The organism is Nostoc sphaeroides (genome assembly GCF_003443655.1).
In the GTDB taxonomy this organism is placed as follows: Bacteria; Cyanobacteriota; Cyanobacteriia; order Cyanobacteriales; family Nostocaceae; genus Nostoc; species Nostoc sphaeroides.
The window spans coordinates 1409137-1427785 of record NZ_CP031941.1; the positions used below are offsets into that span (position 1 = coordinate 1409137).

Here is an 18649-nt window from a genome sequence, read left to right on the forward strand (position 1 = left end):
ACTTATTGAGCTTCAGTCAGGGAGGTAAACATTGGAAAAATTTGAGTGCTTTTCATGATTATAATTAACCTCAGATGTTAATTATGAGTTTTCAACTTGATGGAAATCTGCATCAACTGAAAGATAAAGAGAGTTAGCACGTACAAAAATGGCTATATCTTTTTCGCTCTTTTTTGCAAACTAGTAAATTTTGATCAATATTCCTCTTTAATGACTCTCGAATGAAAACAATTAGGGCTAAATGCCGAAGTTTCAGATATAGTTAGGGATTAAATGCTCATATTTTGATATAAACCCCGAAACTAAGGCAAATAAACATAACCCTAAATATGAAAGGTTTTGAGATTTTACTTTGCCGAGAGTGATTCAACATGGATATGAGCGATTTCTCAAATAGCAGCCCTTAGTTCTCTACTTTAACTGTTCAAGGTGAGCAGTATTTTTAGCAAAAGCATTAAGTGAGTCTATCAACAGTTGCCTAATAGGAACTGTTGATAGACTTTATTAACTTTGTTCAACAAAAGTATGCGGTAGGAATAAACGTAATGCTAGAATAACTGCGATAAGCAACAAAGATAATGTCTTGTAAGAAGGCAAACTACTCTGTTCAAGCAGGTTAGTTTGTTTAAGACACTTCACTTCAGTAAAGACGCTGTTAATAGTGTCTTTACGTTTATTCTTTCCCTCATACTAAATCTTAAACTTCTCCGATCTGGTTTGCAGCTGTTTGGATCAGATCACCACCAACTTTACCCGTGTTAACATTAATCGCTACTTGTGTAATGATCACAGGAAGATTCAGGGTCACAGTAATGGGTTTGGGAGCGGGGGCGGCTGGAGTGGCTGGAGTGGCTGGAGTGGAGGGTTTAGCGGGCTTGTGACTCCTGCGGTACTTACCACCAGACAAACTAGCTTCTTCGGTAACGGTTAATGTGGTGAACAATGTGCTTTCCATAATCTTAGTTCTCGCTTGATTGTTGATGTTTTTAGGTTTATTCTTTCTCTTCAACTAAACCGCAGTTCTACACTCCGATCTGGTTCGCAGCTGTTTGGGTCAGACCACCCTTAACGTCACCAGTGTTAACATTAACGGCGGTTTGTGTAATGGTGATAGGAAGGTTTACAGTAATAGTAACTGGGGGTTTTGGAGCGGGGGTGCTTGGAGCGGGGGTGCTTGGAGTGGAAGTGGTGGGGTTATGAGCGGGCTTGCGATACTTCCTCCTAGTACCACCAGACAAACTAGCTTCTTCGGTAACAGTTAATGTGGTGAACAATGTGCTTTCCATAATCTTAGTTCTCGCTTGATTGTTGATGTTTTTAGGTTTATTCTTTCTCTTCAACTAAACCGCAGTTCTACACTCCGATCTGGTTCGCAGCTGTTTGGGTCAGACCACCCTTAACGTCACCAGTGTTAACATTAACGGCGGTTTGTGTAATGGTGATAGGAAGGTTTACAGTAATAGTAACTGGGGGTTTTGGAGCGGGGGTGCTTGGAGCGGGGGTGCTTGGAGTGGAAGTGGTGGGGTTATGAGCGGGCTTGCGATACTTCCTCCTAGTACCACCAGACAAACTAGCTTCTTCGGTAACGGTTAATGTGGTGAACAATGTGCTTTCCATAATCTTAGTTCTCGCTTGATTGTTGAGGTTAAAACTGCGTCACTTCAAAGTCATTAATATAAACATTTAAAGAGTATATTTAATTACTTTTTTGTTCCGCTAAAAGTATTATACGACTCTTGCTCAATAGGTCAAGCAATTAATTTTTGAAGAAATATGTATTACACCTCTTCAAAAAAAATACTACATAGTTCTTCTTTATACAAATTTAGTTAGAAAAATTTCAATTATCAAAAAATAGCAGATAGTGCCAATATTCATATTCATATAAATATGGCTAACCAAAAGATGTATTTTTCCGAAAATACATAAGTTAAACATATTTAGTATTAATACTGAGAAATCACGCAAATAACCGTACTTCAAGACAAACTTAGTAAAATCGGTGTATTTTCTATACAATATGTACTTAAACAAGAAATAAATCTCACAACTGGGGTTATCCATTCTTAAGTAAGTGTGTTTACGTAAAAATTATTTATAAAAACTTTTTATATACAAAACTAAAATGAATTTATATAAATTATTTTAATATAGAAGAGCGTAAATTCACTTAATATTTTATAAATGAAAATATAGTTGTAAAAAAGTTGTAGTCACTATCCTATTTTTTTGTAAATTAATCAAGAAAAGATGAAATATTAGATAAAGATTATAAAGATTTCATGTTCGTAATAAAATGCCTAATTGTTATTTAAATTTAGCTGTATATAAACCTTGTATTTACATACTAACTATATACTGATAAGGGACTTATCAGTAATAAAAGTAAAAGCTGTTGGTTTCGCCCTGAAAGGCAAAAACGCCAAAATTATAAGATTTTTGCCAAAAATATTCTTGCAACAGAAGAGAGCTTTTATTTTTTTGTATCTACCTAAATCTTGATCATCACGCTAACGCTAGGTAGATTTTTTTGTTAGATTATTTACGGAACCAAAATGTTTTTTAGTATTCATGCTCATAGACCCCCAACCAGACTTTCTCCGCCTAGTCCAAAACGACGAATATCTTCCCTCAGTCAGTATATGGACGAGGTTGGGAGGAATATTTTTAATTGGAAGTGTTGGCGCTGCCTTCAGCCTTGCCAGTGTATTTCAATACAACGTAATAGTAAAAGCTGATGCTACCGTCCGCCCAACCGGAGAAATCCGGTTAGTGCAAGCAGCATCTGAGGGAACGGTGACAAGTATCAAAGTAAAAGAAAATCAAGTTGTGAAAAAGGGAGATACGATCGCCTTCATCGACAACTCGCAATTGCAAACTAAAAAAAGCCAACTACTCGGAACTATCGAACAAAATCAGTTACAACGAGCGCAAATTGATGCACAACTAAAAGCGTTAGAAAATCAAATGGCTGCTGAATCTAATGCAATGAGGCAGGCAATCACATCTGCCAAAGCAGACTTGAGTCGAAACAAAAGAGATTATCAAGATAGACAAATCACCAGTCTGGCACAAGTACAAGAAATAGAAGCTGGTGTTGAATTAGCTAAAGAGGAACTGAAGCGATATCAGCAGCTGGGAAATACGGGGGCGATCGCTGCTCTCCAAATTAAAGAAAAAGAACAAGCTTTTAAAGCTGCTACTGCTAGACTCGATAACGCTAAAGCTGCACTCAATCCCAGTAATGCTAATGTAGCGATCGCACAAGAACGTATTTCTCAAGAACTGACAAAGGGTGAGTCTACTATTGCTCAATTAAATAAAGAGAAAGAAGAACTCATCAGGCGTCAAGTTGAAATCCAAAATCAAATTAGCAGCGCTCAACAAGAACTTAAACAAGTTTTTATGGAACTGCAAAAAACTGTAATTCGTACCTCTGAGAGCGGTACAATTCTCCAACTAGTATTAAGAAATACTGGGCAAGTTGTCCGTGTTGGAGATGCGATCGCTCAAATTGCTCCCAACAATGCCCCTTTTGTAATCAAAGCCCGTGTTCCCTCTTCAGATATTAGTAAAGTGCAGATGTGTAAAGTCGCACAAGTAGCAAAATGTTTAGAAGGGCAAGTACAAATGCGGGTTTCTGCTTATCCTTACCCAGATTATGGCATCCTCAAAGGTGCTGTCAGAGGCATTAGTGCCGATGCCATTACATCTCAGGGTAACGGTAACATTCCAACTGCGCCTTACTATGAGGTGACAATTCAGCCAGAGAAACTTTATTTAAAAAAGAGCGATAAATCATATCCTCTTAAAGCAGGGATGGAAGTTACAGCTGAAATCATTTCCAAAAAAGAAACCCTACTGACATTTATTCTGAGAAAAGCAAGACTGCTAACGGATGTGTAGATTCCTTCCTGTATTCCATCGCCATTGAGAACGACTATAATAATTCAAAATTTACACATTGTTCGCGTGGTCACTGAGCTTTGCCGAAGTGCAGCGTTTCGTAGAGAAGAGAGTTACATCAGGGAATTTAAACCCCGACTGTAACTTTCTTTTTGCAGAGTAACTGAGCAAAATCGGAGCCATCGAAACTTCGAGTTAATAATTTTTTAATATTATATTGTTCAGCAAAATTAACAACCATCAAGGCTGTAAAAAGTTCAAAAATTTGGCGTTGCTGATTCCATGTATGAAAATGATTTTGCATAATACCAAAATCCTTGTAGAGACGAATAAAAACTACGTCTCTACATCCAGATTCATACTTCAATTCAGCAACGCCAAAAATTTTATCAACGAAGGCAGGAGACAGAGGGCAGCTTTCCTCCTGTTTTCCTCGATAAAGGGGATTTACTTGAAAACTTCGCCTATATAGTTCATAAATTATTTGTCTAGAAATAAATTTTAAAGAGTCGGTGAAATCTAAAAATAAGTTAAAAGCGAAGAATTCTAAATCTTTTAAAAACCATATCCAATGATTCTCTTCTTCACGGATTTGTTTGTTAACAATATATTGAATTGGGTTAACTGTGGCTTCTTTTAACCAAAGAAATTTGTTGAAATCTCCAGATCCCATTACAAAAAGTGCAAACCAAAAACCAAAAGATAATCTTTGTATAAAAGCATTGCTTTTATTTACTATCAACTCAAAAAAGGGTAATTGAGCAAATTTGGCTGATTCTTTTTCAATTAATGCAAACACTTTTTTCATGTTGAACTTTCACCTACAATCATTAGTTGTTTACTATTGAAGTTCGTCAAGCTAGTGCCTGTTTACTTTACGTTGGGCGCACAAGTTTTATGCAGAGCTAGCCAATTATTTAAGAAAGTTCATAAAAAAATCCTGCCTGATAAGTGCATAGTGTAGTGTCTGTTGACTTATCAGTTCCCGCTTATGGTTTTATGCAGAGTCAGCCAATTATTTACAAAACTTCACAAACTGCATTACAGTCAGCGTTTTACGCTTATGCTTGGTCAGCCCCAACTCTTGGAGACGCTGTGTTTCGACTTCGCTCAACATACAGCAGATTGCAAGTTGGTGAGGTACAGATAATTGTAAGGGCATGGCAGTGCCATGCCCCTACCTCCATACCTCATTTACCTGAAATACGCTGTAAATTCGCGTTTGGGGAAGTCACGCATTCACTCGTTCAACGAAGAGGCAGGGGGCTTTTTAGCTGGGGGAAATGACCCCAACCAAGAGCCGTGAAGCAAAGCGGAACATGTTCTTACGTGCCCCACTTCTTAAAAGTGGCTCTCGTTCAGGTTGACAATTCAGGTCATCTGGAAAACCTCACTTCTATTTCTCTCTTCCTTTTCTCTCTTCCTTTAAGGAGAGAGACTTTGAATTTCCCCCTTCCCGCATCGGGAAGGGGTGCAATAACTATGGGAATCATAAGCTAATGAGCATTTAAGTTCGATAAAACCAGGGCTGGAGCCGCTTACTACAAGCGAATCAGTTTGGAAAAATGAATGACGATTAGCTTAACTAATTACCCGGACATAATATTAGGAGTCACGAGTTAGAAAGTACAAGGATAATTTTTATTCCTCACTCCTCACTCTTAACTCCTAACTTGATTTAAATACCCGCACCATCTAGAAACTGCTGTATTGACTTATCTTTAAGGCTACACACAGGAGCATTTTGTGAAAAATCAGCTTGGTTAGAAGCTACACAACCTACCAATACAGGAGTTTTTTCAGAAGAGTTGGTGCGTTGAAGAGTTTGTATTTGTTCTTCGAGCGCCTCAATCCGGTCTACTAAAGCACGAATTACTTCGGCTTCTGAATCTGGTAAGTTATTGTGTTCAAGAGGTGCAACTCGGACTCCAGAACGATATATAATACGCCCAGGCACCCCCACTACTGTACAGTCAGAAGGGACATCCCTGAGAACAACAGACCCAGCGCCAATACGGACATTATTGCCAACTTGGATATTGCCCAGAACCTTCGCTCCAGCCCCAACTACGACATTTTCCCCCACAGTGGGATGGCGCTTGCCACATTCTTTACCAGTACCTCCAAGGGTGACACCTTGATAAATTAGGGCATAGTCTCCCACGATTCGCAGTTTCACCAATTACTACACCCATCCCGTGGTCAATAAACACACTTTTTCCAATTGCTGCACCAGGGTGGATTTCAATTCCAGTCAAAAACCGAGCCAAGTGAGAAATCAGGCGGGGAATAAAGGGAAGACCAACACTATACAACCAGTGAGCTAGCCTATGGAATATCAGGGCTTGCAAACCAGGGTAACAAAATAAAACTTCCAACCAGTTACGGGCAGCTGGGTCACGTTCAAATATGATACGAAAGTCAGCACGCAGTATAGATAGCACCAGATAGCACCCTCGGAAAGCACAACAAGCTACTCTCCCATATTATCCTCTCAGGCGTTATACCTAAAAATTGGGGATTGGGGATTGGGGATTTGTCATTTGTCCGTCACTCCCTCATCTCCCTCATCCTCCCCTGCTCCCCCTGCTCCCCCTGCTCCCCCTGCTCCCCCTGCTCCCTCATCCCCCACTCCCCACTTTACTGCTGCTCTACTTTCAAAGTGTAATCGTGCTTAACCCCAGGATTAAATGTACCTACCCAAATCCGATAAGTGCCACTTTTCCAGTTGCGATCGCTAACGCTAGCATCTTTACTTTTGCCAGTGTCATCGCCGCAACGAATCGTATTTTGGTCTGGCCCTTGAATTAGCAAAGTGGTATCGTTGCCGTTGCTATCGACTTGTATTGTCATCTGGGGAAAGTCCTTTTCCAAAACCATAATATGATCTGGATTGGGATCGGCAAAACCAATACATGCTTTTTGATCGCGATCGCGGTTACTTTTGGCAGACAATGAGTAAGAACCACCTGTAAACCCCTGCACTGTTACTGGTACTGCATTAGAGTTTGTTGGCAAGGTAATAGTACCAAAATTCGCTGTCTCTGCGATTACAGGCGTAGCTGTGATGGCGGCAATTATAGCCAACAACCAGCCGCCGCTAAAGTTAAGTCGGGGGCGACAGTATTTCATAGTAGCCCTCCAACAGGCTGTTAGATTAGTAATGATATATACATATTCTAATGAAAAAAATCCAGTGAAATTTCAGTTGGTTGTGCCACATTCAAATGTGCCACAATGAAAGATTTTTCAAGCAAGTAGATAATGCTCTGACAATTCAGCGGCATCTGGAAAACCTCACTTCTATTTCTCTCTTCCTTTAAGGAGAGAGACTTTGAATTTTCCCCTTTCCCGCTACGTGTTGGGGGTTAGGTTTTTGGTAGACTTTTCCACATAACGTGAAAAGTCAGGATAATTGCTAGGCTGTTTCTTGATTAAACAGCAGCTACAATTCTCCAACTTCTAATTTGGATGTGATTACCTCTGTTGGACGCAGGGTCTTTTCTCCCAAAGAAAACCCTCGACGGACTATTTTAGTAATTGTTTGGTCTGCCACATCATTTCTGACTTCACGATCAACAACACGGCATAAATTAAAATCTGGCTGTGTACTTTGCAGTTCTATAGGTAAGACTTGGCGCTTTTTTAGTACACTGAGAAACTTACGATTAACCGCTCCTACAGACTGAGGTAAACGCTGGATAAATTCTGGGTTGGGATCGGCGTTGTTTTTCAGGTAGTCCAATAAGGCTTCTAGTGCATCACCAATTTCTAGCACTTCTAAGAATAAATCTTCTGTATCTGCTGCGGTTTTGGTTTGCTGTTCTCGCAAGGACTGTTGTAGTAAAACTTTGTCCTTTTTGAGGTTGTTAATTTCTTGTGTGGTCAAGTCTAGCTGTTCTTGACTGATAATAAAATTAGACATGAGAAACCTCTTTTGATAACATCGCTAAAGTTTTAGTTGCCCAAGTTTGTACTTGGGGATGGGTATGGTTACTCAAAAGCTGACAAAGCGCGATCGCTCTTTCTAACTGTCCAACTATTTTATACACTTTAATCAGGCACATTTGGGCTTGAATATAATCTTTACTATTCCGGTTTGTACAGCCTTGGCAGTAGCCTTCGAGGTATTTTATCGCTTTGGGGTAGCGTTCCTCTTTACAAGCTATAATGCCCTTGGTGAATAACTCTGATAGGGTCATTGGTAAAGGCGATCGCTCTAGGCGCTCTTCTTGGGCAGATTGAGCGATCGCTTGCTCTAATCCATCAAATTCTGGTAATAATACTAGTCTAGGTGCTGGCTGAAGCAAAGCCGATAAATCACTATATTTGAAGTGCTTAATAGTGGGCAGTATGGGACGCAAATAATCGGCTATGATGCGTTCTTCTGGTTTTAGTAAGCTTTTTTGAGCTTTAGCAATGATATCCACAGGATGTTTTTTTTGCTTCATTGCCACTGCTACAGCTTTTGCAATTTCAGCTTTGGATGCTGCTGGGGATACACCCAGAATGTCATAAGGATTATATTCCATTAGATACCTTGAATTAACGAATTTTCAGGCTATGGTACATTTCTTGAAAAGCAGGTTCGTCTGGACAAAGTTCATAAGCCCAGCTACCTAATTGCTGAACTAAATCAAAAGATAAATCGCGGTTTTGGATACCTTTAAGTAATGTCTTAATAAAAAAGTCAGCGACATAGTAACGAATAGATTCATGTTCTGAGTATTTGGCACGATGAACGGCTTCATCAAAGCGATCGCATTTCATCAGATTTTGAATATCCTTTAGTTCTTGGCTAAACCTGTAAATTTCTTGGACATTTGGATCATCTGGACAAAGTTCATAAGCCCAATAGCCTAATTGATAAATATCTTCAAATCCTAAATCACGATTTTTGAAACCCTTAATTAATATTTCTATGCAAATGTCTGACACAATATTACGTAGACGTTGATGCTGGGATTCTTTAGCATGTTGAACAGCTTCTTCAAATTTATTATTTTTTAATAGATTATCAATTAATTCTAATTCTTGGTTAAACTCAATTCTCTCAATTAGGTCAATTACAATAGGATTTTGATTGTCAATTTCTTTAAGTTTTTGTAGTTCTCTCAGGGCTGTTGCTGATGAAATTTGTTCATTAGCAATTTGTTCGCGTATTTGTTCCGCCTTATACTCAGCTAGATAACTTCTAGCATCTCGACTTTCTAAAAGGTTATACCAAAACTGGGCAAACTCTAAATGCTCTTGAAAGTTTGATAGAACTTGACGTTGCAATCCGCAAAGTCTGTCTATTTCTTGTTGCCAATCTTTATTAGCTTTAATTTCTGGCTTTGCTTGCTTGAGAGGAATAATTGCCTCTCGCCATTTTTGTTGCTGTAGCTGATAGTAACCTTCATGATAAGCGACAAATTTCTGAGCAAATGCTGCAATATCAGATTTATCTGTAGTTGAGGGTTTAAGTTGAATTGCTCTTTGATAATCTCCTTCTAAACAAGCAGCCACAGCCAATCCCCAATTTGTATAAAGGGAACTTAAGATTTTTTGGTTAGCATGTATTTTATTCTCGAAAATACTTTGCCATTGAGGAAGGTAATATTGATAACAAATAGGTGTGATAAATACATCTTTTATTTTCATTCCCCACTTTGGCGGCTCACCCATGAGATTTAGAGATACTACTTCTAATCGGTAGCGATCGCGCAGATACAAATACTCAATAATATTTGTATCTTTCATGTCTATTGCGGTTTTTATTCGACGTTTTAATTCTAAAGAGACGGCGGCAAATTCTACAGGTTTATTTTCTAGCCAAGGCACATCTTGAAGGCTAGGATCTTCACTTATATTTGCTAAAGCTGTTGATAAAGAAAATATTAAATTTAACAGATTTATCGGAGAAGTTTGAGCAAGATAATAATTTGCTACTGCCAAATTATGTAATGTAGTAATATTCGGCTGTGAAATCCAAGCTTCTTCAGTTTGATCGGCAATAATTTTCCATTCCTTATCTTTCCATAGTTCTGCTTCTAAACGTGGCTGAATATGCTCATTTAGATTTTCTTCTACTAAAGTATCGGAACCAAATTTTTGGAGAAATTGGGTACTCTCTGCTTTAGCCTTCTCCCAATTTTCAGCCGCTACCAACTGCTCAATATTCTGTAGTTTTAGCAGGCGTTGACGTTGGGAAAGATTTTTGAGAATCTCTCGTTGCTTGGCAATGTTAGCAGTAGATAACCTTTGCCATTCTTTATAAGCTACCTGTAAATCTTCTTGTTGGGCGTAGGCAAATCCCCGCAAATAAGCAGCTTGTTCTCCAGGTATAGCTTCTAGGTAAGTTAGTGCGATCGCCCATGCTTGAGTTTTAATTGCCACAAGTGCTAACCGGATTTGGCAGGATGTAGAGTTAGGCAAGAGCAATTTAGCATTTTTATAAAAAGATGCAGCCGCCTTAAAATCACCCGCTTTTTCTGCTGCTAGTCCTTGGCGAAACTTTTCTCTTCCTTTAAGTGTTTGTTGTAGTTTTTGGAGTAAATCAATTCCGTCAGAGCGAGAAAAGTTAGTCAGAGCATTTTTTAAAAGTGCGATCGCTCCCTGTAATCTTCCTTCACTTTCAGCTTGTTGCACCTTTTCAAAAGCAGCATCATAAATTTCTTCTTGTTGGACTTGAGCAACACTTGCAGCGATCGCCTGTCGTAGAGACTCCGTAGAATAAAGCTTTTCAGCCTCTCGGTAAACTGCGATCGCATTTTTATAAAACCGATTTTCTGCCTGAGACTGTGCCTTTGTCACTAAACTTAAGAACTGCTGTCGCCGTTGCAATTCTTTTTGGCACTGTTTGATTACCCGCGATATGCGATCGTCGTGGATAATTTTGGTACAGCGTTGATAAATTGCGATCGCATTTGTAAGTGCTTGCGTTTCTAAAGGATCGCCCGTATCTTGTTTGAGAAAGGTTTTGGCATTAGCAGCTAGTTTATCTACTTGCGCCACTTGATAGCGCCACTGCTTTAGTTGCTGAGTAAGATTGTCTAACAGTTTACCCAGTAGCAATTGACAAATCAAACGCTCCCAAAAACCTGGTTTTTTAGACCAGACAGCGAGAGCTTTTTCTGCAATAATTACTGCTTCTCGCAGATGTTTTTTTTGGGCTAATTGTAATGCTTTTTCGCTGGCTTTTTTAGTCTGTGGTGCTTGCTTCCAGGCATCAATAATACCCACTCCCAGCAAAGTTTTAGTTAAAGCGTTGAAACTATCAAGAATGCTCATCAATTGCGCTCCTTGCAGTTGGGGATTTTTAACACCTCCCCTACATCTATATAGTCCTCCCGTCCTTTGAGTCGGGGATTAGCTTTAACCATTACTTGCCAAGAGGTTCCCTCACCACAAAATTGTTGAGCGATTCGCGCTGATGTGATCTCCCGATTTGACAGTATAGGTAATTGGTTTTGGGGGTTCCTTAGCTGTCACAGGGGCATGATTAACTTGATTGGGAGAAGAGACAGGTGGTAACTGTGGTTGCAGGAAGATAAAACTGCCTATTACACCCAACCCAATCCCGATAATGAGCAGCAGTAAAGCAACTCCTAGTTGCCATTTGGTAATTTTTAATTGTCGCAGAGGGTTTTGCACCTGCGGTAATTCTTTGAGCATCCGAATTACAGAAAGATCGGTATCACAGTTAGGACAAGTGTCACCTTCAATTTCTTGGTAATCACACACAGGACAGTTCAGCTTAATCTTCATCGCATTAGTCCTGTGACAATGCTGTTGCTGGGTAACTCCTGATTTAGCCAACGTTGGATATCTGGTTGCAATTCACTCCACAAGCGATTGGCTTCTTGTTGCTCATCACTTTTCATAGCTGCAAGCATCCGAGAAAGTTTGTCAGACATGGCATTTGCTTGAGTCGGTGCAACCGCGTGGGCTTGACGGATTGCTAAAAGAGAAGCTTCAATGATATGGACTTCATTAGGTAGATTGTCAAGTTCTCGTCTTGCATCTTCACTCTTAGACTCCATCTTAGAGAGGTTATTGGTGTTGATGGCATCTTGCAATTCTTGACTCAGCTTTTGCAATCGTTCCTGCTGTGCTTGGGGAATTATCGAGCCGCAAAGTTTAACTACGCGATCGCATTCATTGACAAGACACTCTGCTTCTAGGCGTTCCTTAGACATGGATACCTGAAATTTTTTCAAGTTTGCAATAGCGTCATCGCGTAAATAGCCGCGTTCTTCTCCCGTATCCGGATCGATAATTTTGTTGGTTGACTCCACCACTGGTAATGCTAACTTCAGCGCTTCTTCCACACCGAGAGGAGTTAGGTTTTGGTTATTGAGTTCTGCGATCGTTTCCTCTAATTCTTTATATATTTTCTCGTCTGAACGTCCCCGCGAAAAGGTGCAACTCACTCTCTCTGAAGGGTCACTTTTTAATGTGGCAGTCATTTTTAGCCCACTATGTTTTTCATCTAACTCCAACTTGACTAAGACTTCCGTCCCGCGTGGATAGGATTGATTTAAACCCAACCAAATATCCCCAATACTGTCATCTTCATATATTCCATCCAAATCTTGCCTTACTTGATCGGGGCTGAAAAATTGAAAGTGAATCAACCGTTGTCCATCAGCAGCAGTTTTAAAAGTAAAAGTGTGGGATTCGGTCAGTGGTAAGATATCACCCCTCTGAATTACTTTCTCTTTGCCATCCACCAGCTTGATAAAATAATCACGAGAGACTGTTGTGACTTTCTCTGTTAATCCAGCCGCGACAATTGCTGCACCCTCCGCCACCGCATACATCGGACGGGGATGTACCACTACTTTATCTGCTCCAAAAGCTTCTCTGACTTTGCGTTGGACTACAGGAATCTGGCAAGAACCGCCAACTAATAACACTACATCTACCATCTCTAAGTGATATTCAGCATCTTTTACTGCTTGGCGGCAAATTTGAATCGATCGCTCTACCAAATCAGAAATTAGTTCCTCAAATTGCTTGCGGGTGATTTCTACTTCAATGGGAATAGCAATACCCAGTTCATCTAATAATTGAGTCGCAGGAGCAATGCAAGATACTGTAGCAGTGCTTAGTTCAACTTTGGCGCGTTCTACTGCTAACTTCAAATCGGCATTAAATCGCACCCGTTGATAGTGGGGCATTTTGGCAATCAAGCCATCAATATCAGTAATTCTTTCTTGCTGGGCAAATTGCTGTTTAACAAATTTGATAATCCGAGAATCAATGTCATCGCCTCCCAGCCATAAATCTCCAGCTTTTCCCAATTCAATAAATGAAGTTCCTGCTGCTTGAATCACCGAAGCATCAAAAGTACCACCACCAAAATCAAAGACTAAAATCGTTTTAAAATCTTCCCCAGTTGGAGAAAAGCCGTAAGATATGGCCGCGGCTGTGGGTTCCGGTAGCAGTTCTAAGGGAGTGATTCCAGCTTTGAGTGCAGCTGTGCGGGTAGAATGGCGTTGTTTATCGTTGAAGTAAGCAGGAATGGTAATTACTGCTTGATCTATGACTTCGCCTGTTTTACCAATTCCTTGGCGATAAGCTTGGGCATTTTGCACAACTTTTTTGAGAATTTCAGCAGAAATATCCTCTGGCTGATATTCTTTACCTCCTAGCCACACTGCAATACCGTTGTCTGTTCCTTGACTCGGTTCAGCAATTTTGTAACCAAATTCCGACTTTTGTTTTTGTACGGCTGGATCGCCAAAACCTCTACCTATTAGGCGCTTGATGGAAACAACCACGTTTTCAGGATTAGCCCTGAGTTGGTTATAAGCTGGATCTCCTACCAAAAATTTATTTTGCTCACAAGCAACAACCGATCGCGTCAGTTTCCTATCTGGGGGAGTGTTATCGTTAGCTGTCACCACTTCCACTTCTGCTAACTTAAAAGCGGCGACAGAATTAGTCGTCCCTAAATCAATGCCAATTGCTTTGCCCATTACCGATCGCTACCTGGGTATTGTGTAAATTATTTCTGATGTATTTGAGACTCACTGCCACATCGAACCTAAATTTCTAAGGCAGCAGCCAGTACCTATCCAAAGATTACAAATACAAATAGCAAATGCTACAGAAAATCTACGTAAATATCACGGGATAATAAAATGCAGAAGGCAAAATAATTTTTAACTTTCTGCACTTTGACTCTCTCAGGACTTACGCAAAATACCTCTCAAACTCTCATTTCTCCGTGCCCTCTGCGGCTCTGTGGTTCGATTTAAGTCCTATCTCCATGAAAATCTCACGAATTATTGAGTTTGAAGAAAACGCCACCTTTGAGCGATCGCGTATCAGTTCCATAACTGCTAACTGTGAGCGATCGCAGATTATCAAAAAACGGTTTCCCTAAAACTTCCACTAGTTTGAGAATCGGTACTTGACGCTCTAACAAATTCTGGCTTTTTGTCCAGTCAAGATATATATAGCCTTGATTTGGTTGGTGAATCGCAGCAATACTATCTTTGAAATTGGGATTGTCAATTAAAGAATTATCCTTAGTTGTGAGAATTTCATCCATCGTTTCTAAGTCAGAGGTGAAAATTTCGTAATTTCCTAAAGTTGTATGCAATCCTCGTACTTTTGTTTCAATCTTGAAAGATGTTCCCTCTTTAACATCGCTTTTTTTTGTAGCCGTAGTTAACTCTGTCCAAGCAGAGATTTTTTGCTTGGACAGAGTTAGGGAATTAATACTGAGTCCATTTGATGAAGCGATCGCATCTAATCGAGCAACACCTTTTTCCACACTCTCGGATTTTTCCACCGCAAAAATCCAATGAGGGGTTGTTTGCTCTTTCCCAGGTAACAATGCGATCGCATATTCTCCTTGTACCCAGCTAAAAATATCCTCTGGTAAGTTTATACCCCAGCTTTTTTGAACATCCACCAAAGGTTTTGCTAACCGAGAAACTACATCTTCCTCAGAACCATATATAGTAGCTGTGGCTTGTCTCCAGAGTTTAGCTAAATCACTGTTACCCAAATTACTTAAATTTGAGCCAGAAATTGCCAAACCTGCCGACGCTGGAACATATTGCAATGCTCCTACAGGTTTAGATAGTGGTGCAGATGGAGAAACAATTTCCGATGAAGTTAAAAAGCTGGTTTCTGCTAGCAAACCTTTAGGATTCAACGCCAGAGAAATAATTTCGCTGTCGTAGGTTTGTTCTGGCAATTCTAAACCTTGCCATTTTGCCACGATGGGAAGATTCAAGAAAGCTACAGCTAAACCCCCTTTGGGAAGTTGTTTTGTTGCTTTTTGGTATTCGGGGGAGCTAGTCAAATTCAGATCGGGCGCTTGGACATTATTGATGGCATCTCGCAACACTTTCGGATCGTTGGCAAACAACACAAAGCCTTCACCGACAACCGCACCAGCAAGCAAATCCTGCTCTGGTTGAGAATTGTCAGAAATTAGCTTTACACCTTTGTATTGTTCAACAGCTAAGTTTGCCCCACCTAACGCCCGTTTGGAAAATAACAACTCAACAAACTCACGGCTTTTCTGGGGTTGCTTGGTTGCTAGTGCCAATAGATACCCTGGCTGCTGTCCGTTTTCTAGATCGCGATCAATATCTAAGGTGGTGATAGCTAAGGTAATTTCGTCCCCTAACCAGGGTTGAACGTCTTCTTTGTAATCTATGCCACTTTTGGCGAATAAACTGGTTTTGAGTTTAGATAGTTCTCCTTCACCCTCCAACGCCTGCAACCGATCAGGATTCGTCAGCAATGAAACCATTACAGGGGACAGTTTCGACACGAATATGGCTGCATTAGGCTGAGAGGTAGAAGCGATGAGGTTAGCCGGACTTTTGGCGAAAAACCAGTAAAAACTAGCGATCGCAATTACTAGCAGTGCGATCGCACCTGCTACGATAAAACCAATAAATGAGCGTTGTCTATTCACATTTAACCTTTAAAAAGACGGTTTACAGCCATTTAAGCAGAAAGCTTACCAGGATTTATCAGCCTTCTTGAGAATGGATACTCATGCAAAGGCAGAGATTTTCTGTCACCATAAATAGGATTAGGACTGTTTATAGGGAATTCTTTTAGTTAACCCATGAACCAGATTAGTGTACAAGAACTGGCACAACGTCTTTCTTCTGGTGATGTAAGTATTCAGCTAGTAGATGTACGCGAACCACAAGAATTGGAAATTGCTAGCATTGAGGGCTTTGTCAACCTACCCTTAAGCCAATTTGCCGAATGGGGAGATCAAGTCCCTAGCCTCTTCAATCCCCAAGCTGAAACCCTTGTACTATGCCACCACGGTATCCGCTCTGCCCAGATGTGCCAGTGGTTAATTGCTCAAGGTTTTACAAATGTGCAAAATATTTCGGGTGGTATTGATGCTTATTCCGTCTTAGTAGACCATTCAATTCCCCAGTACTAACTTGTGTCTAGGTGCATTACTTAGATGGAAGAATAAATAACTTCCATCTAGCTTTTGCTATGCTAAAAATAGCAGTAAATAAACTTAGGGGCTTGCCAGGAAAGCTTATAACTTTCTCCACTGGCTAGATATTTACGAAATTTTTCGACCCCAATCTTAGCTGCGATCGCCGCAAAAATACGTATACAATAATACTTTTATAAGTGTAGAATTATGCAAAAATAAGCTATAAAAAGATGTTGTAAATTCAAACTCTCAGCTTTTGCTCCAAAGATCCATTAAAAGAATGGTCTAGATGAACCTTAAGATTAGCGATCGCAATATAATTGTATAATTTGTTATCTTAATAAATTATTAATATTCTTAGTTTTCAATCAAATCCAGAAATTTTTCCAGACTTTGATTAAAATTTGCCGCCAAGCATTACATACCCTATGGAAGTCCAGTTAACAAATCGACAACAGCATATACTTTGGGCAACGGTACGTCACTACATTGCTACAGCAGAGCCTGTTGGTTCAAAAGCTTTGGTCGATGAGTACAACCTGGGTGTAAGTTCAGCCACAATTCGTAATGTGATGGGCGTTTTAGAAAAATCCGGCTTACTCTACCAACCACACGCCTCTGCTGGACGTGTCCCTTCAGATTCAGGATATCGCATTTATGTTGACCAGCTAATTACACCGTCTCTGCGAGACGCTGCGCGAACGGAAAGTTTAGGACGAGAAGTAGAGGTAGCACTACAAAAGCGCCTCCAGTGGGAAGATTGGAGTTTAGAAACCCTACTGCAAGGAGCCGCACAAATTTTAGCAACCTTAAGTGGTTGCATTAGCTTGATTACTATGCCGCAAACTACCACAGCACTATTGCGACATCTGCAACTAGTGCAAATCGAAGCGGGGCGGATCATGTTAATTGTTGTTACCGATAGTTATGAGACACATTCCAAGTTGATGGATTTGTCACCAATACCAGAGGAAACACAACGGGATTCAGAGGTAATCGATCGCGAGTTACAAATTGTTTCTAACTTTTTGAATACCCACTTACGGGGGCGAAGTCTGTTAGAATTAGCCAACCTCAACTGGAGCGAACTAGATCAGGAATTCCAACGCTACGGGGAATTCTTGAAAAATTCAGTAGCCGAATTGACTCGTCGTACTCATGCGCCGACTGCAACCCAAATTATGGTTCGGGGTGTGTCAGAAGTTTTGCGCCAGCCAGAATTTTCCCAGTTACAGCAGGTACAAACAATTATCCATCTGCTGGAAGAAGAACAAGACCAACTATGGCGATTAATATTTGAGGAACCAGAGCTTGAGGATGTGGGTAAGTCAAAAGTAACGGTTCGCATTGGCGCAGAAAATCTTCTAGAACCGATACGCACCTGCACCTTGATTTCTTCTACCTATCGCCGAGGTTCAATACCAGTAGGAAGTGTGGGAGTTTTGGGGCCAACGCGTCTAGATTATGAAAGTGCGATCGCAGTAGTAGCATCTGCTGCTGATTACCTCTCCGAAGCTTTCAGTTATTTCAATCCCTAGAACAATACCATAGCAGGTAGATCAGCCTAATTTATAGTGGCAAAATCAATAATTAATACCTTTTAACTCTTTCATGGTTAGAAAAATTGCCTTTGGCCTGCTGTGGCTGGGATTCACTATCTATGCCTTTTTCCTAGCTCCTCCTGAGCAACCTGGTACATTCGAGTTAATTAAAACCCTTTCTACTGGCCAGTGGCAAGGCGTTAACCCGTTAATCACAGCACTATTCAACCTCATGGGCATCTGGCCTCTCATCTACAGCGCAGTAGTATTTATTGATGGTAGAGGACAAAAAATACCTGCTTGGCTATTTGCTACTGCCTCTTTTGGAGTCGGGGCATTTGCTTTGTTACCCTATTTAGCCCTTAGAGAACCAAATAATAAGTTTGTTGGTGAAAAGAATGCCTTGCTGAAGCTGCTAGATTCTCGTGTGACTGGGGTTGTGTTAACTGTAGCCACGATTCTTCTAATTGCCTACGGTTTAAGAGGAGGAGATTGGAGCAATTTTGTGCAACAGTGGCAAACTAACCGCTTCATCAATGTGATGAGTTTAGATTTCTGTCTACTTTCTCTATTATTTCCAGCTTTGCTAGAGGATGATATGGCGCGTCGCGTTTGGAAAAATCCACAGATATTCCGGTTAATAGCGTTGATACCGCTATTCGGGCCATTGATTTATTTGTGTGTGCGTCCACCTCTACCAGAAGTGGGTGTAGAGGCAATACCCAGTCAGCAGCCAGCTGTAAATTAAAGCAATTTGTAATTCGTAATTAAAGACAGT

At 40.4% G+C, this 18649-nt stretch carries 15 protein-coding genes and 1 pseudogene; 4 read left to right on the top strand and 12 right to left on the bottom strand.

Annotated elements, in window-relative coordinates:
• Positions 1-697 precede the first annotated feature (697 nt).
• The 3 genes from D1367_RS06560 to D1367_RS06570 form a co-directional block, all read right to left on the bottom strand.
• Positions 698-955 (bottom strand): hypothetical protein, encoded by a 258-nt coding sequence (locus D1367_RS06560; RefSeq protein WP_118164870.1) that lies wholly within the window; start codon positions 953-955, stop codon positions 698-700.
• A gap of 67 nt (positions 956-1022) precedes the next feature.
• Positions 1023-1286 (bottom strand): hypothetical protein, encoded by a 264-nt coding sequence (locus D1367_RS06565; protein WP_118164873.1) that lies wholly within the window; start codon positions 1284-1286, stop codon positions 1023-1025.
• Between the two features lie 67 nt (positions 1287-1353).
• A complete protein-coding gene (locus D1367_RS06570) occupies positions 1354-1617 on the bottom strand; it encodes a hypothetical protein (protein ID WP_118164873.1) in 264 nt (87 codons plus the stop codon).
• A gap of 954 nt (positions 1618-2571) precedes the next feature.
• Between D1367_RS06570 and D1367_RS06575 the strand changes: the two genes are divergently transcribed.
• Entirely contained in the window at positions 2572-3906 is a 1335-nt protein-coding gene (locus tag D1367_RS06575; protein ID WP_118164876.1) for an HlyD family secretion protein, read from the top strand.
• Between the two features lie 127 nt (positions 3907-4033).
• Here D1367_RS06575 and D1367_RS06580 read toward each other — a convergent pair whose 3' ends face one another.
• The 9 genes and pseudogenes from D1367_RS06580 to D1367_RS06620 form a co-directional block, all read right to left on the bottom strand.
• Positions 4034-4714 (bottom strand): hypothetical protein, encoded by a 681-nt coding sequence (locus D1367_RS06580; RefSeq protein ID WP_118164879.1) that lies wholly within the window; start codon positions 4712-4714, stop codon positions 4034-4036.
• Positions 4715-5584: 870 nt separating this feature from the next.
• Positions 5585-6350 (bottom strand): annotated as a pseudogene (gene cysE / locus D1367_RS06585) (serine O-acetyltransferase).
• 196 nt (positions 6351-6546) lie between these two features.
• Positions 6547-7038 carry a hypothetical protein gene (locus D1367_RS06590; RefSeq protein ID WP_118164882.1) on the bottom strand — a complete coding sequence of 164 codons (492 nt, stop codon included), beginning with the start codon at positions 7036-7038 and terminating at the stop codon, positions 6547-6549.
• Positions 7039-7351: 313 nt separating this feature from the next.
• On the bottom strand, positions 7352-7831 hold the full coding sequence (locus D1367_RS06595) for a nucleotide exchange factor GrpE (protein ID WP_118164886.1): 480 nt from the start codon (positions 7829-7831) through the stop codon (positions 7352-7354).
• Positions 7824-8438 carry a J domain-containing protein gene (locus D1367_RS06600; RefSeq protein ID WP_118164889.1) on the bottom strand — a complete coding sequence of 205 codons (615 nt, stop codon included), beginning with the start codon at positions 8436-8438 and terminating at the stop codon, positions 7824-7826. Before D1367_RS06600 ends, D1367_RS06595 begins: the two co-directional genes overlap by 8 nt.
• Positions 8439-8451: 13 nt before the next feature.
• Positions 8452-11178: a tetratricopeptide repeat protein gene (locus D1367_RS06605; RefSeq protein ID WP_118164892.1), complete on the bottom strand. Its 2727-nt coding sequence runs from the start codon at positions 11176-11178 to the stop codon at positions 8452-8454.
• Positions 11179-11289: 111 nt separating this feature from the next.
• Positions 11290-11655, bottom strand: a complete 366-nt coding sequence (locus D1367_RS06610) for a hypothetical protein (RefSeq protein ID WP_244944985.1) — start codon at positions 11653-11655, stop codon at positions 11290-11292.
• A complete protein-coding gene (locus D1367_RS06615; protein ID WP_118164895.1) occupies positions 11652-13871 on the bottom strand; it encodes an Hsp70 family protein in 2220 nt (739 codons plus the stop codon). Before D1367_RS06615 ends, D1367_RS06610 begins: the two co-directional genes overlap by 4 nt.
• A gap of 302 nt (positions 13872-14173) precedes the next feature.
• The gene (locus D1367_RS06620) at positions 14174-15835 is read right to left on the bottom strand and encodes a DUF3352 domain-containing protein (protein WP_118164898.1); all 1662 of its coding nucleotides are present in this window, start codon (positions 15833-15835) and stop codon (positions 14174-14176) included.
• 156 nt (positions 15836-15991) lie between these two features.
• On the opposite strand from D1367_RS06620, the gene D1367_RS06625 reads away from it, so the two are divergent.
• The 3 genes from D1367_RS06625 (at position 15992) to D1367_RS06635 (ending at position 18619) form a co-directional block, all read left to right on the top strand.
• Complete coding sequence (locus tag D1367_RS06625) at positions 15992-16324, top strand: rhodanese-like domain-containing protein (RefSeq protein WP_118164901.1); 333 nt, start codon at positions 15992-15994, stop codon at positions 16322-16324.
• Positions 16325-16758: 434 nt separating this feature from the next.
• Positions 16759-17868, top strand: coding sequence for a heat-inducible transcriptional repressor HrcA (hrcA, locus tag D1367_RS06630; protein WP_118164904.1), 1110 nt, complete (start codon positions 16759-16761; stop codon positions 17866-17868).
• A 73-nt stretch (positions 17869-17941) separates the two neighbouring features.
• Positions 17942-18619 carry a DUF2834 domain-containing protein gene (locus tag D1367_RS06635; protein WP_118164908.1) on the top strand — a complete coding sequence of 226 codons (678 nt, stop codon included), beginning with the start codon at positions 17942-17944 and terminating at the stop codon, positions 18617-18619.
• The last annotated feature ends 30 nt before the right edge of the window (positions 18620-18649 follow it).